The organism is Mesorhizobium sp. M1088 (assembly GCF_040318575.1).
In the GTDB taxonomy this organism is placed as follows: Bacteria; Pseudomonadota; Alphaproteobacteria; order Rhizobiales; family Rhizobiaceae; genus Mesorhizobium.
On sequence record NZ_JAMYMO010000063.1, the window covers coordinates 1 to 19,319 of the forward strand.

The 19,319-nt window shown below is 62.5% G+C and carries 22 protein-coding genes and 2 pseudogenes; 18 read left to right on the forward strand and 6 right to left on the reverse strand.

The features are described from left to right. Nucleotides 1-231: 231 nt before the first annotated feature. Both greA and NKH49_RS32735 read right to left on the reverse strand, forming a co-directional pair. Nucleotides 232-705, reverse strand: coding sequence for a transcription elongation factor GreA (gene greA, locus NKH49_RS32730; protein ID WP_023719113.1), 474 nt, complete (start codon nt 703-705; stop codon nt 232-234). Nucleotides 706-1,023: 318 nt separating this feature from the next. Beyond that, on the reverse strand, nt 1,024-1,581 hold the full coding sequence (locus NKH49_RS32735; RefSeq protein ID WP_352816115.1) for a tetratricopeptide repeat protein: 558 nt from the start codon (nt 1,579-1,581) through the stop codon (nt 1,024-1,026). Nucleotides 1,582-1,817: 236 nt separating this feature from the next. Between NKH49_RS32735 and NKH49_RS32740 the strand changes: the two genes are divergently transcribed. The 4 genes from NKH49_RS32740 to NKH49_RS32755 all read left to right on the forward strand — a co-directional run bounded on the left by NKH49_RS32740 (nt 1,818) and on the right by NKH49_RS32755 (nt 5,035). Further along, the gene (locus NKH49_RS32740) at nt 1,818-2,243 is read left to right on the forward strand and encodes a DUF3775 domain-containing protein (protein ID WP_023678354.1); all 426 of its coding nucleotides are present in this window, start codon (nt 1,818-1,820) and stop codon (nt 2,241-2,243) included. A 112-nt stretch (nt 2,244-2,355) separates the two neighbouring features. After that, a complete protein-coding gene (locus tag NKH49_RS32745) occupies nt 2,356-3,288 on the forward strand; it encodes an extensin-like domain-containing protein (RefSeq protein ID WP_352921175.1) in 933 nt (310 codons plus the stop codon). Between the two features lie 118 nt (nt 3,289-3,406). After that, nucleotides 3,407-4,261 carry an extensin-like domain-containing protein gene (locus NKH49_RS32750; RefSeq protein ID WP_352929698.1) on the forward strand — a complete coding sequence of 285 codons (855 nt, stop codon included), beginning with the start codon at nt 3,407-3,409 and terminating at the stop codon, nt 4,259-4,261. A 66-nt stretch (nt 4,262-4,327) separates the two neighbouring features. Then, a complete protein-coding gene (locus NKH49_RS32755; protein ID WP_352929701.1) occupies nt 4,328-5,035 on the forward strand; it encodes an LssY C-terminal domain-containing protein in 708 nt (235 codons plus the stop codon). A gap of 45 nt (nt 5,036-5,080) precedes the next feature. Here NKH49_RS32755 and NKH49_RS32760 read toward each other — a convergent pair whose 3' ends face one another. After that, nucleotides 5,081-6,100, reverse strand: coding sequence for a zinc-dependent alcohol dehydrogenase family protein (locus NKH49_RS32760; protein ID WP_352929704.1), 1,020 nt, complete (start codon nt 6,098-6,100; stop codon nt 5,081-5,083). Between the two features lie 127 nt (nt 6,101-6,227). Here NKH49_RS32760 and NKH49_RS32765 point away from each other — a divergent pair, with 127 nt between their 5' ends. From NKH49_RS32765 to NKH49_RS32775, 3 genes are all read left to right on the forward strand, one after another. Then, complete coding sequence (locus NKH49_RS32765; RefSeq protein ID WP_352929707.1) at nt 6,228-7,169, forward strand: LysR family transcriptional regulator; 942 nt, start codon at nt 6,228-6,230, stop codon at nt 7,167-7,169. 59 nt (nt 7,170-7,228) lie between these two features. Then, nucleotides 7,229-8,539 (forward strand): hemolysin family protein, encoded by a 1,311-nt coding sequence (locus NKH49_RS32770; RefSeq protein WP_352775078.1) that lies wholly within the window; start codon nt 7,229-7,231, stop codon nt 8,537-8,539. 76 nt (nt 8,540-8,615) lie between these two features. After that, nucleotides 8,616-9,353, forward strand: a complete 738-nt coding sequence (locus tag NKH49_RS32775; RefSeq protein ID WP_352929710.1) for a class I SAM-dependent DNA methyltransferase — start codon at nt 8,616-8,618, stop codon at nt 9,351-9,353. Nucleotides 9,354-9,471: 118 nt separating this feature from the next. Here the strand turns inward: NKH49_RS32775 and NKH49_RS32780 are convergent. Then, nucleotides 9,472-9,657 (reverse strand): annotated as a pseudogene (locus tag NKH49_RS32780) (NAD(+)--rifampin ADP-ribosyltransferase); the annotation flags it as partial. Nucleotides 9,658-9,932: 275 nt separating this feature from the next. Here NKH49_RS32780 and NKH49_RS32785 point away from each other — a divergent pair. Next, nucleotides 9,933-10,226, forward strand: coding sequence for a hypothetical protein (locus NKH49_RS32785; RefSeq protein WP_352450453.1), 294 nt, complete (start codon nt 9,933-9,935; stop codon nt 10,224-10,226). Nucleotides 10,227-10,278: 52 nt separating this feature from the next. Here NKH49_RS32785 and NKH49_RS32790 read toward each other — a convergent pair whose 3' ends face one another. After that, complete coding sequence (locus NKH49_RS32790; protein WP_352816103.1) at nt 10,279-10,569, reverse strand: hypothetical protein; 291 nt, start codon at nt 10,567-10,569, stop codon at nt 10,279-10,281. Nucleotides 10,570-10,764: 195 nt separating this feature from the next. Here NKH49_RS32790 and NKH49_RS32795 point away from each other — a divergent pair, with 195 nt between their 5' ends. The 6 genes and pseudogenes from NKH49_RS32795 to NKH49_RS32820 all read left to right on the forward strand — a co-directional run bounded on the left by NKH49_RS32795 (nt 10,765) and on the right by NKH49_RS32820 (nt 15,730). Continuing rightward, entirely contained in the window at nt 10,765-11,082 is a 318-nt protein-coding gene (locus NKH49_RS32795) for an ArsR/SmtB family transcription factor (RefSeq protein ID WP_023678365.1), read from the forward strand. Further along, nucleotides 11,079-11,567 carry an SRPBCC family protein gene (locus tag NKH49_RS32800; RefSeq protein ID WP_352929714.1) on the forward strand — a complete coding sequence of 163 codons (489 nt, stop codon included), beginning with the start codon at nt 11,079-11,081 and terminating at the stop codon, nt 11,565-11,567. Before NKH49_RS32795 ends, NKH49_RS32800 begins: the two co-directional genes overlap by 4 nt. A 239-nt stretch (nt 11,568-11,806) precedes the next feature. Beyond that, a complete protein-coding gene (locus NKH49_RS32805) occupies nt 11,807-12,055 on the forward strand; it encodes an MAPEG family protein (RefSeq protein ID WP_502907984.1) in 249 nt (82 codons plus the stop codon). Nucleotides 12,056-12,142: 87 nt separating this feature from the next. Next, a complete protein-coding gene (locus tag NKH49_RS32810; RefSeq protein WP_352850342.1) occupies nt 12,143-14,140 on the forward strand; it encodes an ABC transporter ATP-binding protein/permease in 1,998 nt (665 codons plus the stop codon). 247 nt (nt 14,141-14,387) lie between these two features. Then, nucleotides 14,388-14,861, forward strand: coding sequence for a VOC family protein (locus NKH49_RS32815; RefSeq protein ID WP_352541103.1), 474 nt, complete (start codon nt 14,388-14,390; stop codon nt 14,859-14,861). An 85-nt stretch (nt 14,862-14,946) separates the two neighbouring features. Continuing rightward, a pseudogene (locus tag NKH49_RS32820) lies at nt 14,947-15,730 on the forward strand (class I SAM-dependent methyltransferase). Nucleotides 15,731-15,769: 39 nt separating this feature from the next. Here the strand turns inward: NKH49_RS32820 and gcvA are convergent. Further along, a complete protein-coding gene (gene gcvA, locus NKH49_RS32825; RefSeq protein WP_352929720.1) occupies nt 15,770-16,663 on the reverse strand; it encodes a transcriptional regulator GcvA in 894 nt (297 codons plus the stop codon). A 199-nt stretch (nt 16,664-16,862) separates the two neighbouring features. On the opposite strand from gcvA, the gene NKH49_RS32830 reads away from it, so the two are divergent. From NKH49_RS32830 to NKH49_RS32845, 4 genes are all read left to right on the forward strand, one after another. Further along, the gene (locus NKH49_RS32830) at nt 16,863-17,048 is read left to right on the forward strand and encodes a DUF1127 domain-containing protein (RefSeq protein WP_254819235.1); all 186 of its coding nucleotides are present in this window, start codon (nt 16,863-16,865) and stop codon (nt 17,046-17,048) included. Between the two features lie 72 nt (nt 17,049-17,120). Further along, nucleotides 17,121-17,606 (forward strand): VOC family protein, encoded by a 486-nt coding sequence (locus NKH49_RS32835; RefSeq protein WP_352450460.1) that lies wholly within the window; start codon nt 17,121-17,123, stop codon nt 17,604-17,606. Nucleotides 17,607-17,640: 34 nt separating this feature from the next. Beyond that, entirely contained in the window at nt 17,641-18,366 is a 726-nt protein-coding gene (locus NKH49_RS32840; RefSeq protein WP_352929722.1) for an SDR family oxidoreductase, read from the forward strand. A gap of 234 nt (nt 18,367-18,600) precedes the next feature. Beyond that, a complete protein-coding gene (locus NKH49_RS32845) occupies nt 18,601-19,035 on the forward strand; it encodes an FKBP-type peptidyl-prolyl cis-trans isomerase (RefSeq protein WP_352468461.1) in 435 nt (144 codons plus the stop codon). Nucleotides 19,036-19,319 lie beyond the last annotated feature (284 nt).

Consider the following 19,319-nt stretch of genomic DNA (forward strand, 5'->3'; position numbering starts at 1 on the left):
AGGGCGAGGCCTTAGACGCCTTCAAAAGACGCCCAGTAGGCCAATCAGGTTAAGCACACCCTTCATGCAAAGCCCTCCTTGTGGGAGAAGGTGGATCGGCGCGAAGCGCCGAGACGGATGAGGGGTGTTGGACGGAGTGCGGAGGGAGCCAAGCTGGAACACCCCTCATCCGACCTCGCTTCGCGAGGCCACCTTCTCCCACAGGGGGAGAAGGCAGAGCAGCGCCAATCCCTAGATGAACTGCACCTGGACGATCTCGTAGCCCCTGGCGCCGCCCGGTGCGTTGACCTCGATGGCGTCGCCGACTTCCTTGCCGATCAGGGCGCGCGCGATCGGCGAGGAGATCGAGATGCGGCCGGATTTCACGTCCGCTTCCTGGTCGCCGACGATCTGGTAGGTCTTTTTCTCCTCGGTATCCTCGTCGACCAGCACCACGGTGGCGCCGAACTTGACCTTGTCGCCGCTGAGCTTGGTGACGTCGATCACCTCGGCCCGCGCGATCAGGTCCTCGAGTTCGTTGACCCGGCCCTCATTGAGGCTCTGTGCCTCTTTTGCCGCGTGATATTCGGCATTTTCGGATAGGTCGCCATGCGAGCGCGCTTCGGAAATCGCCTCGATGATACGCGGCCGCTCCTGTTGCTGGCGCCAGCGCAGTTCTTCCTTCAATGACGCGAACCCCTCGCCTGTCATCGGGACCTTGTTCATAATGCCTGACCTTTCCTGCCGCCGCCCCCGCAATCGGGAGCGACCTTGTCGATGGTACAAAAAGAAAACGGTCCGGCAGCCTCGCTAACGGAACCGTCTCACCACAATCTTGCAAGATATAGCAATCTTCGCGGGTTTTTCACGTCCAAAAAGTCGGTTTTTGAAAAATCATCCACCGATTGCGCGGCTGACCTAACGTCAAGGAGCGCATCACGTGTACCGTGATGCCAAATTCCAGTTCGGAGCAGCATGTGAGCACAGCAAAAAACCGGCTGCGATCGCTCGCAGCCGGTTATGAGCAGCGTTCCGGAAGGCGGATCAGCTCCTCATGAAGTGATCGATCTGCTCCGACAGCATGCCGTATTCGCGAGACCCCTTGCCCGTGCGCTTCTCGATCTCGCGGAGCTGTTCCTGGGCGCCGGCAAGATCGCCGATCTGCAGGTGCGCCTCGCCGAGATATTCGCGCACCAGCGTGTAATTCGGGTCCATGCGCAGCGCTTCCTCGTAATAGCCGAGGCCGACGGTGACGCGGCCGGAATGGCGGTGCGAATAGCCGAGATAGTTGAGGATGCGCGGGTCCTGCTTGTTGGCGGCGAGGCTGAGCACGGCGATCGCCTCGTCGTAGCGTCCATCCATCGCCAGCGCGCGACCGGCATCATAGATGCTGTCGTCATCCAACATGCCTTGCTTCGGCGAGACACATTTCTTCTGCTTCTTGTCCCAGGCCTGCCCCTTCTTGCACTGGCTCTGGCCGCCGCCGCCATTGCCGCCGCCGCCGCCACCACCTCCCCCGCCTTCACCAGCCGAAAACGCCGGAGCCGCAATCAGCGGCAGGGCGGCAATGGCCATGGCGTAAATCAGCAATCGTCTGCGCATTACACTCTCCTTTGAACCTGACAATGCAACACTAACGCCGGGCCGAAGCCGTTTCGTCCCCGGAAAATGCCATCCTATCTCAAAACCGCGATCTCTCCCAGCAAGGCCATCTTATCCCGGGAAGAGAGGGCATCGGAAATCATGCTCACGATCAACGCCGCCGCGCAAGATAACGTGACGAGCGCTGCAAATCCGCTATCATCGGGCCGACCGAGCACGAAGCAGGGAGACGGCCGGTGCAGCAACGCGTTGAACGAGACTGGGAGCTTTCGATCGGTCCCGACACCGTGCGCCTGTTCATCCTGAAGGCGAAGGCGCTCAGCGCCGCCGTCAACGAAGACTATGCCGACGGCGCCGAGCACGAGGTAGAGCTCGACGGCAACGCGCACGACAACCACCATCATGACGGCCTTGCCGAGGAAAGCTCCGAAGATCTCACCGAAGAAGAATTGCGCGAGCTGATCGACGATCTCAATGTCGACGAAGCGGCCGAACTGATTGCGTTGGCCTGGGTCGGCCGCGGCGACTATGACGCGACGGAATGGACGGACGCGCTGTCCGCCGCCCGCGAGCGCGCCAACAAGCGCACGGCAAAATATCTGCTCGGCATGCCGCTGCTGGCGGACTGGCTCGAGGAAGGCCTGGAGGCGATCGGCGCGTGACGGCGCGGTTACCGATTGTGATCGCCTCGAACCTTCGTCCAAGGCAACTTCCCTGCATTCTGGCCGTTGCGAGCTGATGGCGGCGTTTGGTTTTTCCGGATTGTGCAGACTGATGCTCGCCGTTGCGGCGGCGTCGCTGCTGGCGGGACCTGCATTAGCCAAGGCGCCCGAACTACCGCAAACCGCACCGGTTCCCCAGCCCAACCGGGAAGCCACTTCGCCATCGCCAACCGAGATCCCGGTCCCCGAACCACGCCCCGCTCCGGAGGCTGAGCGGCCCAAAAACGGTCAGCCTCAAAACGATCAGCCCCAAAATGGCCAGTCCAAGACCGAGCAGCCGGAGCCACCGGCGATCGCACCGCAGCCGCCTGAAAAGCCGGCGCAGGCCGAGCCGCCGGCAAACCCATCGGTCGCGCCACCAAACCCCGCCGAGGCAGACGAGAAGGCGGAGCAAAAAATCCTTCCTGATCCTCGATCGGCCGCCATTGCCGGGAAAGAAATGCCGGCCGAGGAATTGGCCTGCCGCAGGCGGCTGAAATCGATGGGCGTCGATTTCGAGGAGCGCAAGCCCGAGCATGATACGGCGGTCGGTTGCTCGATCCCCTACCCGATCGTGCTGAGGACGCTCGGCAAATCCATCGCCATCGGCCCGGAGCCCGAGCTGAATTGCCAGATGGCGGAAGCGGCCGCACGCTTTGCTGCTTCGGTCATCCAGCCTGCCGCAAAGGCCGAGTTCGGCGCGGATATTAAATCGATCGGCCAGGCCTCCGCCTTTGTCTGCCGGTCGCGCAATGGCGGCGGCAAATTGTCGGAGCACGCCTTCGGCAACGCGCTCGATATCGCCAGCTTCAAGCTTTCGGACGGGAAGGAGATCGATGTCGGCCCCGCGCCGCCGGAAAAGGACGCGAAATTCCTGAACGCAGTGCGCAAGGCAGCCTGCGGACCGTTCAAGACCGTGCTTGGCCCCGGCAGCGATGCCGATCATTCGCTGCATCTCCACTTCGACCTCGAACCGCGCCGCAATGGCGGCACGTTTTGCCAGTGACATCGAGCCCGCCGAGATCGGGCGCCGCAATTTGGCCGCAGGCGTGAACGGCGCCGCTGATTTTTCCTTTACCCTTGGCGATTAAACTCTGTGCCATCTGGGGACAGGAACCCTGCCGATGGCCGGAATATTTCGCGCTGCGCTTGCCGCCGCGCGGCAAACAAGGCGCGCGCGTATGGCCGGCAGGCTTGCCGCCATGCTTGCCATTGCGGGGGTCTCCGCCTGCAATACCGGCAGCGTGCTGTCGCTGCAGCCGGCCGTCGATGTCGGCAGCCAGACCGCTGCCGTCCCGCCCAATTCCGGCGCGCCCAATTCCGACCCACAAAGTTCCGGCCCGGAATATTCCGGCATGCAGCGCCTCGTCCCGTCCAACCCCTATATGACCGCCGCCTATCCGCGCATGGACAACCCGATGTCGCCGGCCGAACAGATGCCGGCCACCGAGATCGATTGCCGAAAGGAGCTGAAACGCCTCGGTGTCGTCTACACCGACGTGGCGCCGATCCATGAAGGCCAGTGCGGCATCGATTATCCTGTCAAGGTCTCGGCCATCGGCAGTGTCGAGATGAAGCCGGCCGCGACGCTGACCTGCGACATGGCCGCCACCTTTGCCGGCTGGACCAGGAACGAACTCGTCCCGTCGGCCCGCTGGCGCTATTTCTCGGGCGTCAAGACCATCCACCAGGGCTCGAGCTATTCCTGCCGCAGGATCGCCGGCGAAGGTGTTTTGTCCGAACACGGCAAGGGCAATGCGCTCGACGTGATGAGCATCGAACTCAACAATGGCGACGATATCGACGTCCGCAAGCCCGGCCTGTTCGCCTTCCGCACCCGCGGCTTCCTCAACAATGTGCGCGCCGACGGCTGCCAGTATTTCACCACCGTGCTCGGCCCCGGCTACAACTACGACCACCGCAACCATTTCCATTTCGACATAAAGAACCGCAAGAACGGCTATCGCGCCTGCCGCTGATTGCAGCCCCTGCCCAAGACTTGCTGCGCCGGTTAAGATGATGCGCAGACGCTTGGGTGGTGCCTCTTGAGCCAACGAAGCCTTCGACGACGTGCAACGACCTGGTTGGTGGCATGCTGTGCCGCTTATCTTTCGCTCGCCTATTTCGCCGCGCCTGAGTTCTGGACGTTGCGGGACCGCAATTTTCGCAATCAGCAATTCGAGATGGTGACGCACACGCCGCAAGGCATTCCGGGCGATCCGATCAATGTCGGCCTGGTCGGCATGAAGAAGGAGCTTGTCCATGCTTTTGCCGTCGCCGGCTGGGATACGGCAGACGCGATCACGCTGAAGACGGCGATCGAGATCGGCGAAAGCGTGCTGTTTAACCGCCCCTATCCCGACGCGCCGGTCAGCCGGCTGCTGTTCGAAGGCCGCGCCCAGGACCTCGCCTTCGAAAAGCCGGTCGGCAACAGCGCCGACCGGCGCCACCATGTCCGCTTCTGGCAGACCAATGCGACCGGAGACGACGGCCGGCCGCTCTGGCTCGGCTCGGCAAGCTTCGACCGGGGCGTCGGCCTCAGCCATGACACCGGCGCGATCACCCATCATATCGGCCCCGACATCGACGCCGAGCGCGACGGGCTGATGCGCGACCTCTCCGCCGCCGGCATGCTGATCTCGACCAGCAAGATACCAGGCGTCGGCGCCACAAAGACCGGGCGCAACGGCGAAGGCGATCCCTATTTCACCGACGGCAAGGCCATCATCGGCGTCCTGCTGCAACTGCCGTAGGCGCGCGATCGGCCTTCCCGTCTGACCCATTTCGTCCCGACGGGCTCAGGGCACGGTGATCACGATCTTGCCGAACGGTCCCGTCTCCAGACGCTCGAATGCCTGCGGCACCTCGTCGAAGCCAAACACCTTGTCGATCACCGGCTTGATCGCGAGCGTCTCGATCGCCTGGTTCATTCGCTCGAAAGCGCGGCGGTGGCCGATCGATATGCCCTGGACGACGATCCGATTGCGCAGGAACGGAATGATCGGGAAACTGAGCTCCATGCTGCCGAGAAGGCCGATGAGCGACAGCCGGCCGTCGGCGCCCAGCGCATTGAGCGAGCGCCGCGCATTGTCGCCGCCGACCATTTCCAGCACATGCCTGACGCCGGCGCCGTTTGTCAGTTCGCGCGCAGCCTCGTCCCATGCCGGCTGGCTGCGATAATTGATCGCCTTCCAGGCGCCGAGCGCCTTCGCCCGCTCGAGCTTCTCGTGGCTGCTCGAGGTGACGATGGCGCGCAGGCCGAAGGCGGCGGCAAATTGCAGCGCAAACAGCGACACGCCGCCGGTGCCCTGGATGAGAACGGTTTCGCCCGGGATCGGCTTGGCCGCCTCGACCAGCGCGAACCACGCCGTCAGCGCCGCAATCGGCAGCGTCGATGCCTCGACGTCGCTGAGCGACGGCGGCGCCGCCACGGCGGCATCCTCATGAAAAAGCACATGCTCGGACAGCATGCCGGGCAGTGACGAACCAAGCGTATGCTTGTGCAGCACCGGCGGGGCGTCGCCGTCCGGCCAGTCGGCGATCACCTGGCCGAGCACGCGCTGCCCAATGCCAAAGCGGCTGACTTCGCTGCCGATGGCGACTACTTCGCCTACCGCGTCCGATGTCGGCACGAACGGAAAGCTGAGGTCCGGTATCAGCACGCCATCGACGATCATCCTGTCCTTGTAATTCAGCGATACCGCAGTGACGCGTACCAGAAGATCATGCGGCCCGGCTTGGGGCAGCTTTCCATCAGCCGGCTTCAACCTGGACAGGCCGAAACCGTTCATCTGCCAGGATCTGTTTTCGGTGCTCATTTGGTTCGCGCTCCGTGGTTGATGATTGCGCGAGACATTTACGCCGTTTCACTATGGAGAAAAGTGCTTCCATGTGGCATGTTCTGCAACAGATTAAGGAGCAAAACTCTACAATAGGAGCGCTTCATTGGAATCGGCCAATTTGCAAGGCATCGTCGCATTCGTTCACGCGGTGGAGGCCGGCAGCTTCACCGGCGCTGGCGCACGGCTGCATGTCACCAAATCGGCGGTCGGCAAGTCGATCGCGCAGCTGGAACAGCGATTGGGCGTTCGCCTGCTCAACCGCACCACCCGTAGCCTCAGCCCGACCAGCGAGGGCCTGAGCTATTACGAAGCCTGCGTCAGGGCATTGGCCGAGATCGATGCCGCCCAGTCGCAGCTCGCTTCCCGCAAGCAGGTGCCTTCCGGCCGGCTTCGTGTCGACCTGCCTCTGGCCTTCGGCCGCCGGTGCGTCGCCCCAGTGCTGTTCGAGATTTCCAAAAGATATCCGGATCTGACGATGGAAATCTCCTTCAACGACCGGCGCGTCGACCTGATCGAGGAAGGCATCGACCTGACGGTGCGTATGGGCGACCTCGACGACAGCTTGTCGCTCGCCGCGCGCCGCATCTATGCCCAGCGTTCGGGCGTCTGCGCCGCCCCCGCCTATCTCGACGCCCATGGCAGGCCGCAATCGATCGAGGACCTGGCCAGGCACAGCCTCATCGGCTACGGCCGCGACGGCACGGTCCATCCCTGGACCGTCAGGCACGCCGACGGCCGTCTCGAAAAATTCGCGCCCAAGGCGCGGCTGGTGCTCGGTCACGGCGAACCGATGCTCGATGCGGTACTGGCCGGCTGCGGCATCGTCTATCTGCCGACATGGCTGACGGCCGACAGCATCAGGCGCGGCGAGCTCGAAATGGTTCTGTCGGACAGTCTTGTCGAAAACACCGTGGTGCATGCCATCTGGCCGGTAACACGCAATCTCGCGCCAAAGGTGCGCGTCGTCGTCGACGCCCTGATCGAGCATTTTGCCGCGCCGCCCTGGGATGTGGCAGGAGTGCCGCCTGATTGCCCGGCTCGCTAAATTTAAAAAGCGCGACCGTCCTATTTTCGAAAACAGCGCGGCAATGCTATGGACCCGGCATGCTTTATGCTGAAATTGCCATCGTGGTCGTCCTCATCTGCATTAACGGCCTTCTGTCGATGTCCGAGCTCGCCATCGTCTCGTCGCGGCCGGCGCGCCTCAAGACGATGATCGACCGCAACGTCAAGGGCGCCGGCCGGGCCCTGGCGCTCGGCGCCAATCCGGGAAAATTCCTGTCCTCGGTGCAGATCGGCATCACTTTGGTCGGCGTCTTGTCCGGTGCCTTTTCCGGCGCCACGCTCGGCGAGCGGCTGGCCACCTCCCTGGCGTCGGCCGGCATCCGCGAAAGCCTCGCCGATCCGCTCGGCGTCGGCATCGTCGTCGCCCTCATCACCTATGGCTCGCTGATCATCGGCGAACTGGTGCCCAAGCAGATCGCATTGCGCGACCCCGAACGGGTAGCCGTCAGGGTCGCCCCGGCAATGACCATCCTCGCCAGCGTCTCGGCGCCGCTGGTCTTCCTGCTCGATTTTTCCGGCCGCGCCCTCCTGTGGCTGCTTGGCCAGCGCGGTCAGAGCGAGGATAAGGTTACCGACGAGGAGATCAAGATGCTGGTCGCCGAAGCCGAGCACCACGGCACCATCGAATCCGACGAACGGCGGATGATCGCCGGCGTCATGCGGCTCGGCGACCGTGCCGTGCGCGCGGTGATGACGCCGCGCACCGAGGTCGACTGGATCAATCTGCAATCCGACGAGGCGGCCATCAGGAAGCTGCTGATGGACACCCAGCATTCGCGCCTGCCGGCCGGCGACGGCGGCGTCGACGCCATGATCGGCGTCGTCCAGACCCGCGACGTGCTGGCCGCAATGCTCGGCGGCCGCGCTCTCGACCCGCGCCGGCACGTGCGCGCCGCGCCAATCGTGCATGACCAGGCCGACGCGCTGGACGTGCTTGCGACGCTGAAAGAATCCGACGTGCCGATGGCGCTGGTGCATGACGAATACGGCCATTTCGAAGGCATCGTCACCCCGGCCGACATACTGGAAGCGATTACCGGCGTCTTCCGTTCCGATCTCGATGCCGGCGAAGAGGAAAACGCCGTCAAGCGCGAGGACGGCTCATGGCTGCTCGCCGGCTACATGCAGGCCGACGAGATGGCGGAGGTCCTCGGCATCGACCTGCCTGAGAACCGCGATTACGAAACCGTCGCCGGCTATGTGCTGTCGCATTTGCACCATCTGCCGGCGACCGGCGAATGCGTCGACGCGCAAGGCTGGCGCTTCGAGGTCGTCGACCTCGACGGCCGCCGCATCGACAAGCTCATCGCCACCCGCCTGCCCGGCGGCCACCGCGAGGTCGTGCGGTAAGGATCGACGCTACTTATGGGCTATATGCTCGCGGCGACACCGCTCGCACAGTCAAAGTTGATTGGGAATACCGCCTATGGTCGACCAGCTTTTCGCCGACCCATATCTCGCTGCCGTCTACGATGCCTGGCACCCGAGATCTGCGCGCGACGACTATGATTTCTACCTGCCCCCCATTCTAACAGCAGACGCGGTGCTTGATGTCGGATGTGGAACGGGCACCCTCCTTCACGAGGCACGCCTGGCTGGACATTCAGGGCGGCTCTGCGGCATCGACCCAGCACCCGGCGTGTTGGATCGCGCACGAACGCGCGCGGATATCGAATGGGTTCTCGGCGATCTCCTATCGACCGGCTGGACAGCCGAGTTTGATCTCATTGTGATGACGGGGCATGCATTCCAGGCCCTTGTCAGTGACGAAGACCTGAGGGATTTCATGGCGGCTGTCCGACACGCCCTTGTGCCAGGCGGATGCTTCGCGTTCGAAACGCGGAACCCTTCGGTGCGGGCGTGGGAGCACTGGACACCCGAAAATGCGGTCGTCGTTGAGCTGCCTGACGGATCGCTGGTGCAGATCACAACAGAGGTGATCATGCCGTTCGACGGACAGACGGTGACATTCACCCACAGGTTCGGCGGAAAGCATCCGAGCCTTCCGCAAGTTAGTCGCAGCACCTTGCGATTCCTCGAGACGGACGCCTTATCGAGCCTGCTGGGGAACGCGGGGCTACGGATCGAACAGCAATTCGGCGACTTTGACGGCAGCCCACTTGGCCCTTCGAGCCCAGAGATCATCACGTTCGCGGCCAGATGAAAGGAGCATCCGCTCTCCAGCCCTGCAAGCAACGACAACTCGCGGCCCCATTGCGGACGTGGAACCGTATTTTGCGGCGGCTGCGACGCAGAAATGAGACTGCCGACCGTCAGCCAGGTCAAGCTTGGCAATCGCAGGACTCAGCGATCAATCGATTGCCTCGATGCCTTGTGCCCTCAGCCGTTCGAGATGGTCCTTCATCCAGAGTGCCGCTCAGATAGACCCAGGCCGCCTGCTTTCGCACGCCGTAATTGGCGCTGTGGCCGGCTTCGATCAGGTCTCCCGGTTTAAGGTCGGCCCGGGTGCCGGGGTAGAATTGGCGCGGCTGGTCGGGGCTGTCATCGGCTCGCTACTCATCCTCGTTGTCCCAGGCATCATGGTGTCGTGGCGCGCACTATTTCATGCACGCCATCGAATCAAGTTCATGCACGCCATCGAATCAAGCCTCCGGCCGCGCGGTTATCGGCCGTCCGCGCTCAGCGCTGCCGACACCCATTCCGGCCATACCGCCCGATGCGCGCTAGCGGTCGGCTGCCGGCGCGGTTATTATCGGCGCCTGCACCGTCGCTAAGGTGGAAAATGGATCTGCAAGCCTTCAGGGATTCGATTGCAAAACCACAGCCGCCAGCCGGCTTGAGCCCTGCCCTGCAGGCGCTGTGGTGGGATGCAAAGGGCGATTGGGCTAAGGCGCACGAATGCGCGCAGCAGCGCGACGATACGGCGGGCATGCACGTGCATGCCTATCTCCACCGCAAGGAAGGCGACCAGTCGAATGCGGAATATTGGTATCGCCGCAGCAACGCGGCGCCGTCGACCTTAACGCTTGACGAGGAATGGCAAGAGTTGGCACGTACACTTTTGCAGCAAAGCTGACGCTTGCTCAGTCATCGTAAAATAGCCGGTCCTGCATTCACTCTCCGGGGTTTCAGCTGGCGCCCTGTGGCTTGTCCCTGCCGTTCCATTGCGCATTGCGCGCCTGCGCCTCTTCGGCGATCAGCTTGAACTCCCGCATCTTCGCAGCTTCGATGGCGAATGCGCGGCTTGGCAGGACGCCAGGGTCCTCCTGACTGTTCTGAAACTGAAAACGGGCCTCCAGTTCGGCCCATATTCGCTCGGGTGCCGTATCCTTGCTGGCAAGCAGCGCAACGACCAGCGCCAGAGTCTCGCGCTGGGCGTTCAGCCGCCCTTCGATCTCTTCGTTCGGCAATTCGGACATGCGGGTCGCTTCCAGTTTCTGGCTCAACGGCAAAATCGCACCCTTGTTCCGGAACTCGGGGCTGGCGCGTGAGCAATTCCGAAAACGCGAGCAACAGTTTTCCCGTTAACCGACAGGGTCCGACCGGGGCTGTGGTTCCGCACCGTCGACCCCTCCAGGTTGACAGCGCAGGCCCATCGATTTAAGTTCGCGTTAGTGGCCACTAACGCGAAACATTGGACAGCGCTCGGAGACTCGACGAGGCGCACGATATTCGAATTGTTGGTCGAACAGCCTTGTTCGGTCAGCGGACTTGCTCGTGTGCTGCCTGTAACCAGGCCGGCGGTCTCTCAGCACTTGAAAGTACTCAAGGATGCCGGGCTTGTGGCCGACACGCGCTCAGGCAAGGAACGAATATACCGTATCGATCCGGACGGCCTAGCAAGTCTGCGCGCGGAAATCGATCAGTTCTGGAGCAAGACCCTGGCGAGCTACAAACTGGCCGTCGAGCACCCAAAGAAGGACCAGCCATGAGCAAGCTTCCTGCAACCGCGCCCGTAAGGCATTTCGTCGTTGTCGAGGCACCTATCGCGCGTGCCTTCAAGGTCTTCACCGAGGATTTCGGGAAATTCAAACCTCGCGAGCACAATCTTCTTGCCGTACCGATCGCAGAGACGATCTTCGAACCCTGGGTCGGGGGCCACGTTTACGATCGCGGCGTGGACGGCAGCGAGTGCCGCTGGGCTCGTGTGTTGGCTTACGATCCCCCCAGCCGGCTGATTCTGAGCTGGGACATCAGCCCTCGGTGGCAGATTGAGAGCGACCTGAACAAAACCAGCGAATGGGAAGTCCGGTTCACGCCTGAGACGGAGAACCGAACCCGGGTTGAGATCGAGCACCGGAATCTCGAACGCCATGGCGAAGGCTGGGAGGGCGTGCGCGGGGGGGTTGATAGCGATCAAGGCTGGCCGCTGTACTTGCGGCGGTTCCACGACCTTTTCCCCGGTGCGACCGCCTGACACCGTTGGCGACTTTGAGGGTGTGACTGGCAAGAACCGTTTGGTCCACTGCGATCCCAGTGAGTGGAGACAAGACGGAAGTCTATTGTTAAGCGTTCTCGGCGTGCTCGCGCTCTTGTTTGCTCTCGATAGTATCGGCAGTCTACTCGGGTTCGTCCAATGGGTTGGCAGGAGCGCTGGCGAGACCGGTAATCCCGGCAGACGACGACAACCGGCTCTATAGGATCGACCCCGTTCACATGAACTCGGTCGAGGCATTGGCGCCCCCTATCGCGCCCGCAGTGCTAGCGATGACGGTTGGTGTTGGAGCGCCCACTTTGGCGACATTGGTCTGGGCTCACCTGGCGATACGCCTCCTCCATCTGGGAATCTATCGGCATGGCGGAAACGCCGCCAAGGGAGATAGTCTCGGGACGATTCTGTACGTCTCTGGAGCGTTGGTCACGTTGGTCCTCATCCTTTTGACTGGATGGGCAGCGCTCAATTGACGTTGGCGCCACTTCTTGAGGCTACGGTTCGCGAGACTCGGCGGCCGACGCTATGAAACCTTCTGATTTTTAAGCCGTTATCGCCGGATGCCCGAGGCTAAATTTAAGCTGAAATCGGTTGACGGCGCCCGAACGCGCGATTCCGAGAAGTCGCGCCGCGAGAAACAATCGACTGTCGAAGTCGCGTCAGAGGTCGTCGGCCAGCCCGCGCCGCCGCCGGACGTCACCGAACCCGATCCTGAGCTGACACCTGAAGAGGCCGAGCGGGCGCGCAAGAGATACCTGCTTAAGCGCTTCTGGATCAGCGCGCGCGGTTACTGGGGCGGCAGCGGCGACAGGGTCGCCTGGCCGTTGACGATCGGGCTGCTGGTCCTGATCGTCGCCAATGTCGGCTTCCAGTATGGGATCAATGTCTGGAATCGCGCAATTTTCGACGCCATTGAGCAACGCAATGCCCACACCGTATATTGGCTGAGCGCCGTATTCCTGCCACTCGTGATCGGAAGCGCCAGCCTTGTGGTGGCACAGGTCTTCTTTCGCATGAGGATACAGCGCCGCTGGCGGTCCTGGCTCACCACCGCGGTCATCGCGCGCTGGCTCGCAAGCGGCCGCTACTATCAGCTGAACCTCGTCGGCGGCGATCATAGCAACCCCGAAGCCCGCATCGCCGAGGATTTGCGGATCGCCACCGAATCGCCCGTCGATTTCATCGCCGGTGTCATCGTCGCATTTCTGTCGGCCTCGACCTTCATCGTGGTGCTCTGGACGATCGGCGGCGCCCTGACCCTGACGATTGCAGGTTCGACCGTCACCATTCCCGGCTTCCTGGTCATCACCGCAGTGCTCTATTCCGCAATCACGTCCACTTCGATGGCGGTCATTGGCCGTCATTTCGTCCACCTCTCCGAGGAAAAAAATCAGGCGGAAGCCGAGTTCCGCTACACGCTGACGCGCGTGCGGGAAAACGGCGAGAGCATCGCATTGCTCGGCGGCGAGGAGGAGGAGCGCAGCGGCATGGACAAGACATTTGCCCATGTGCTCAGGCAATGGGCGCTCCTTGCAGGCCAGCACATGCGCACGGCACTGGTGTCTCAGGGGTCGAGCCTGTTTGCGCCTGTCGTGCCGGTCTTGCTTTGCGCTCCAAAGTTCCTCGAAGGCAGCATGACACTTGGACAGGTCATGCAGGCTGCCTCGGCCTTTGCCATCGTGCAGGGCGCGTTCGGATGGCTGGTCGACAACTATCCCCGTCTCGCCGATTGGAACGCCTGTGCACGACGCATCGCCTCGCTGATGATGTCGCTCGACGGGCTCGAGCGGGCGGAACAGAGCAACACGCTGGGACGCATAAAGCGCGGCGAGACCGGCGGCGATGCGATGCTCAGCCTGAACAATCTCTCCGTGTCGCTCGACGACGGCACCGCCGTGGTCAAGGAAACCGAGGTCGTGATCGAACCAGGCGAGCGGGTGCTCGTCGCCGGCGAATCCGGCTCGGGCAAGAGTACGCTGGTGCGGGCCGTCGCGGGTCTGTGGCCATGGGGTAGCGGCAGCGTCAACATCCGCGCCGACAGACGGTTGTTCATGTTGCCGCAACGGCCCTACATCCCGACCGGGACGCTTCGCCGCGCTGTCGCCTATCCAGGCGCCGCCGACAACTGGACGCTGGATAAGATCAAGGCTGCCCTCGACAAGGTGGGACTCGACTACCTCAACGACCGGATCGAGGAGGACGCGCCATGGGACCAGACCTTGTCGGGTGGCGAAAAGCAGCGCCTTGCCTTCGCGCGTCTTCTGCTGCACCGCCCCGATATCATCGTGCTGGACGAGGCAACGTCGGCACTCGATGAGAAGAGCCAAGACAAGATGATGGAGATGATTATTCGCGAATTGCCGAAGGTCACCATCATAAGCGTAGCGCACCGCGCCGAGCTGGAGGCCTTCCACAGCCGCAAGATCACATTGGAGCGGCACAAGGGCGGCGCAAAACTTGTCAGCGATATCGAACTCGTCCCGCGCAAGGACAGACGGAACTTGCTCATGCGCCTTCTGAGGCAACGGCGCGCCAACGGCAAGCCAGCGCGACCTTGAGCAAAGCGGCGCTGCCCTACGCAAAGAGTGAGGCCGCCAGTCGGAGCAGGCAGACCATCGCCGGTTCGAGTCACTGCCCGCATCTGGTCCTGAAAGCAGCAGTCGTGGTACCTTGATTCCGGGCAGTTGCTGCTGTCGGAACGTCGATGGCACGAGCGCATTTCCACGTCCGGTCCAACGCCGATGCAACCCGGGTTGATTTCAAAAGCCCAGATTGATTTCGAAAGCAAAGGGACCAGCAATGACAATCGCAAAGAACACGATCTGCCTTTGGTACGACAAGGACGCCGAGGCTGCGGCCCGCTTCTATTCCGAGATTTTTCCCGACAGTTCGGTGAAATCCGTCCACCGCGCTCCCAGCGACTACCCGTCCGGCAAGGCAGGCGACGTGCTGACGGTCGAGTTCACGGTCGTCGGCATCCCCTGTCTCGGCCTCAATGGCGGGCCCGCGTTTAAGCACAACGAAGCCTTCTCCTTCCAGATCGCCACCGACGATCAGCAGGAGACCGACCGCTATTGGAACGCCATCGTCGGCAATGGCGGCCAGGAAAGTGCCTGCGGCTGGTGCAAGGACAAATGGGGCATCTCCTGGCAAATCACGCCGCGCGTGCTGACCGAAGCGATGGCCGCCGGCGGCGATGAAGCAAAGCGCGCATTCGAGGCGATGATGGAGATGAAGAAAATCGACGTTGCAGCGATCGAGGCGGCGCGGCGCGGCTGACAGTTTCGGGGGTGGCCCGACGCGAAAAGGTCAGGGCAGAGCGGCCGGAAATGCTGCCGGCCCATCATCTCCAGGCAGGCGTGCGATGGTGCTGAACTGCGCTGCGTTTTATGACGCCGAACTGCGACGGCACAACGAGGGTCTTCGGGGCTGCGGTCAAGGTGGGAACGCGCGATCGCGTGCTCGATATCGGATGCGGTTCGGGACAATCCTCTCGTGATGCTGCCCGTGTCGCGGTGGAAGGCAGCGTGCTCGGCGTGGACGTATCGGCGCAGATGCTCGAGATCGCCCGGAAGTGTAGCGCGGAAGAAGGATTGCGAAACGTCGCCTTTGAGCGTGGCGATGCGCAATTGCTGGTATTTCCGCGCGCCGGTTTCGATCTGTGCATTAGTCGGTTTGGAGTGATGTTCTTTGCCGACCCCGCGGCGGCGTTCGCCAACATCGGCCGGGCGTTGCGACCAGGGGCGCGTCTTGTATGGATGGTATGGCAGTGCGAGGGCCGCAACGAGTGGGCGACTGCCATTCAGCGGGCGATTGCGCCGGGGACCGCCATATCGGCGGGCGCCGCCACCCCGTTTTCGCTTGGCGACCCCGCCATCACCGCGGAGATCTTGCGTGCATCCGGTTTTGTTTCGGTCGACTTTGCCGAAGTGCATGAGCCGGTCTTCTACGGCCAGGACGTCGATGCGGCCTATGACGCTTTGCTTGGCCTGTAACTGGTCAAGGATCCGCTCGCCCGCGCGGGTGTGGATGTCGATGCGGCGCTGCGGCGGTTGCGCGATCTGCTCGACGCGCATTTGACGGCGGACGGTGTGCTTTTCGACTCGCGTGCCTGGATCGTCACCGCGTTTCGGGGGAGCCGATGGTGACTGCGCGATATAGACGATCCTGTTCTCTTGGCCTTCCCGTCAGTCCATTTGCGGCGTGACTTCTGAAAGCAGCCAATCCCTGAAAGCCTTGACTTTGCGCTGACGGATCGCCTCCGGCGGGTAGACGAAATAGAAGCTGGAGGGGGATTTCAGGGCGTGGCCGAAGGGGCGGACGAGCCGCCCGGCGGCAAGGTCGGCCGCAACGAGCATGGTCCGGCCGAGCACCACGCCCTCGCCTTGTGCGGCCGACTCCATGGCAAAGGTGGCAGAGTCGAAGGTAATCCCGCTCTGCGGGTCCACGCCCTCGACCCCGGCGCTAGCCAGCCAGGTCGCCCAGTCGATCGGAAAGCTGTCACGGATCAGCGTGTGGTGTTTGAGGTCCTGAGGCGTGCGGAGCGGATGTGCACCCTCAAGAAGCTTTGGGCTGCACACCGGAAACACCTCCTCGCCGGTGAGGAACTCCGACATGAGCCCCGGATAGTTTCCGCTGCCATAACGGACGGCGACATCGATGCCGTCGCCGAGGAAGTTGGTCAGCTTCCCGCTTGTCGAAACCCGCACATCGACGTCGCCATGCGCACGGTGAAAGCGATAGAGGCGCGGCACCAGCCATCTGCCCGCGAAGCCATCGGAGGTGCTGACGTTCAATGTCGAGCTCGAATAGCGGGCTGTTGCTGCAGCGGTGGCGGTGGCCAACTGGGCGAGCGCCTCGCGCACCGCCCGCGCATAGGGCTCGCCGACGGCTGTCAGACTCACCGAACGCGTACCGCGCTCGAACAGCTGCACACCAAGCTGATCCTCAAGGTTCTTGATCGCCCGGCTGATCGCGCCGTGGGTGACATGAAGTTCCTCTGCCGCCTTGGAGAAACTCAACAGGCGCGCCGCGGCCTCGAAACTCGGCAAGGTGGTGAGGGGAGGCAGCTTCCGGGGCATGGACCGATACCTATGTGTGAGCATCGCTCACACATTGTCGCCGATAAGTCGTTTGTCGTCCAGGCCAGAAGCCGGCATGTTTGTTCGCGTAATCAGTCATTCACCGCCGCTGCAAAAGGCGAGTTTGATGTGACTTATACTCTCGCTGACAAAAGTCGCAGGGCAACTGCTGAAACTGCCGCCACTCTGGGAGAGCACCATGAACGCCAAACGAGTTGAACCCATCGTCGACGTCCTGACCGGCATGGCTGGCCGCATCCTCGCCTCGAGCAGCCGGCGCCGGACCGAGCGGCAGATTGCACGCTTCTCGACCCGCCGGCTCGAAGACCTCGGGTTTGCCCGCGACTGGGACGGTTCGGTCTATCGGCCGTCGGACCACCGCTAGCCTGAACGAAAGCAACAGCGGACAGGCTCTTCGCCAAAGATCGCTGTCGCAAGGAATTAATGGAGAACGGACATGGCCACCATCCACCCATTCCTCTGGTTCAACACCGACGCGGAGCAAGCCCGCGATTTCTATCTCTCGGTCTTCAAGAACAGCAAAGCGCTCCAGACCATCGAATACACCGACTGGGTGTCCGGAACCAACAAGACGGTCCCGCATGCCACCTTCGATTTCGAGCTCGAAGGACTGCACCTTACTGCGCTCAATGCCGGGCCGCAGCCGCCCTTCAACGAGCGGCTCTCGCTTTACATCGAGACCAGGGACCAGGCCGAGACCGACTACTACTATGAGGCGCTCACCGCCGGCGGCGGCAAGGCACAACCCTGCGGCTGGCTCACCGACAGATACGGCGTCTACTGGCAGGTCATCCCGGAAATCCTGCCGCGGCTCAGTGCCGATCCGGATCGCGAAAAGGCCAACCGCGTCCGGCAGGCGATGTACGGGATGCGCAAGATCATCATCGCCGACCTCGAAGCCGCCTATGCCGGCAAGGCCTGACCCTCACCGCAATCGCAACGAACGGAGAACCCTCATGACATCGCTCGTGGACAGGAAAGTCATCGTCGTCGGCGGTAGTTCCGGCATCGGTCTCGGCGTCGCGGAAGCTGCTCTCAACGGCGGAGCGAAGGTCGTGATCGTCGGACGCTCGCCCGAGAAACTGATGGCTGCCGAACGGACGCTCAATGCGGGCCGCGTGACCAGCGTGGTCGCCGACATGACCGACGAAGCGGACGTCGCTCGCCTGTTCGACGAGGTCGGTCCCTTCGATCACCTCGTATCGACCGCCGGAACACTGCCGCCCGGCGATCCGATCGGCAGTACAGACATGAAGGCTGTGCGAGGCTTCGTCGATAACAAGCTGATTAGCGCCGTCATGCTCTCCAAGCATGCTGTGCGCACCCTGAAGGCCGGCGGCTCGATGACCTTCACCTCGGGAATAAATAAGGATCGGCCGCCGGTGCCGGGGGGCTCGGTCGTCTCCGCGATTGCCGGTTCATTCAGCTACTTCGCCCGCGCCCTGGCGCTCGAACTGGCCCCGACGCGCGTCAATGTCGTGTCGCCCGGATGGGTCGATACACCGATGTGGGGCATTGTTGGAGAAGCCAAATCCAGCTTCTTTGCCGACATGGCTGCCCGGTTGCCATCGAGAAAAATTCCGACCGCTGCGGACGTCGCCGCCGCCTACCTCTACCTCATGGAAAGCGACTTCACGACCGGCGAGACGATCCGCATCGATGGCGGCCATAACCTGATCTAGCCGCCATTTGCACGTCGCCTGAATGGGTTGAGCCGGCATGACCGCTAGTCCGGTGCACTGCTGCCGAAGGCGACGAACGCCGGCGGGTCATGCCGGCGTCGCTCAATCGGGGTTTACATCGGCAGCCAGGTCCCTAGTTTTAGCGTTTCGCGCCGCGCACCTAAGTGCGTGGATGATCGAGGACGGGACCGTGAGCTTTGGCCGGCCCCTCGAAACTTTCAAAGGATGGCTATCATGACACAGGCCAAGAATGGCGACACCGTGCGCATCAATTACAATGGACGCCTGGCAGACGGCACCCAATTCGATTCTTCCGGCAACGAACCGCTGCAATTCACGTTGGGTGAAGGACAAGTGATCGCCGGTCTCGAAACCCATGTCGAGGGTATGGAGGTGGGCGCGAAAAGCACCGTCACCATTCCCGCCGAGGCCGCCTATGGCCCCCACCGCCCCGAAGCGGTCATGACCGTCGATCGCGCCCGCGTACCAGACAACATCAATGTCGATATCGGCGCTCGACTGCAGGTCAGAACCCCGGAAGGGCGCCCGATGCCGGTAACAGTCGTCGGCGTGGACGACACCAGCGTCAAGCTCGACGGCAATCATCCGTTGGCCGGACGGGATCTGGTGTTCGACGTTGAACTGGTCGAGATCGTTCAGGCGGCGTAGGACACGGCTAAGGCCGCGGTGGCTATGATTTCGGGTGACGCACTTCTGCTGGCGGTTTCGGCGGTGCGTCACCTGTCGGAGGGAAAGACCGCGACGGCGGAAATCGTGTTGCACCAACCCATAGAGACATTCGGCATCTGGAATGTCCAATTCAGCGTCGCAGGTTCGCGGACCTGTGGAAGGGTAGTGTCTCAGTCGTCTAATCGCGGACCGAAATGCAAGCCCAAATTTGTATTGAGGTGTCGTTTGCCGGGAGCACGGTCGTCTTCGCGGTCGACATGAAG

Bases quoted from the DNA above. Each gene is read 5' to 3' on its own strand.
- greA (WP_023719113.1), bottom strand. From the start codon at position 705: ATGAACAAGGTCCCGATGACAGGCGAGGGGTTCGCGTCATTGAAGGAA.
- NKH49_RS32735 (WP_352816115.1), bottom strand. From the start codon at position 1,581: ATGCGCAGACGATTGCTGATTTACGCCATGGCCATTGCCGCCCTGCCG.
- NKH49_RS32745 (WP_352921175.1), top strand. From the start codon at position 2,356: ATGCTCGCCGTTGCGGCGGCGTCGCTGCTGGCGGGACCTGCATTAGCC.
- NKH49_RS32750 (WP_352929698.1), top strand. From the start codon at position 3,407: ATGGCCGGAATATTTCGCGCTGCGCTTGCCGCCGCGCGGCAAACAAGG.
- NKH49_RS32760 (WP_352929704.1), bottom strand. From the start codon at position 6,100: ATGAGCACCGAAAACAGATCCTGGCAGATGAACGGTTTCGGCCTGTCC.
- NKH49_RS32770 (WP_352775078.1), top strand. From the start codon at position 7,229: ATGCTTTATGCTGAAATTGCCATCGTGGTCGTCCTCATCTGCATTAAC.
- NKH49_RS32775 (WP_352929710.1), top strand. From the start codon at position 8,616: ATGGTCGACCAGCTTTTCGCCGACCCATATCTCGCTGCCGTCTACGAT.
- NKH49_RS32785 (WP_352450453.1), top strand. From the start codon at position 9,933: ATGGATCTGCAAGCCTTCAGGGATTCGATTGCAAAACCACAGCCGCCA.
- NKH49_RS32790 (WP_352816103.1), bottom strand. From the start codon at position 10,569: ATGTCCGAATTGCCGAACGAAGAGATCGAAGGGCGGCTGAACGCCCAG.
- NKH49_RS32800 (WP_352929714.1), top strand. From the start codon at position 11,079: ATGAGCAAGCTTCCTGCAACCGCGCCCGTAAGGCATTTCGTCGTTGTC.
- NKH49_RS32805 (WP_502907984.1), top strand. From the start codon at position 11,807: ATGAACTCGGTCGAGGCATTGGCGCCCCCTATCGCGCCCGCAGTGCTA.
- NKH49_RS32810 (WP_352850342.1), top strand. From the start codon at position 12,143: ATGCCCGAGGCTAAATTTAAGCTGAAATCGGTTGACGGCGCCCGAACG.
- gcvA (WP_352929720.1), bottom strand. From the start codon at position 16,663: ATGCCCCGGAAGCTGCCTCCCCTCACCACCTTGCCGAGTTTCGAGGCC.
- NKH49_RS32830 (WP_254819235.1), top strand. From the start codon at position 16,863: ATGAACGCCAAACGAGTTGAACCCATCGTCGACGTCCTGACCGGCATG.
- NKH49_RS32835 (WP_352450460.1), top strand. From the start codon at position 17,121: ATGGCCACCATCCACCCATTCCTCTGGTTCAACACCGACGCGGAGCAA.
- NKH49_RS32840 (WP_352929722.1), top strand. From the start codon at position 17,641: ATGACATCGCTCGTGGACAGGAAAGTCATCGTCGTCGGCGGTAGTTCC.
- NKH49_RS32845 (WP_352468461.1), top strand. From the start codon at position 18,601: ATGACACAGGCCAAGAATGGCGACACCGTGCGCATCAATTACAATGGA.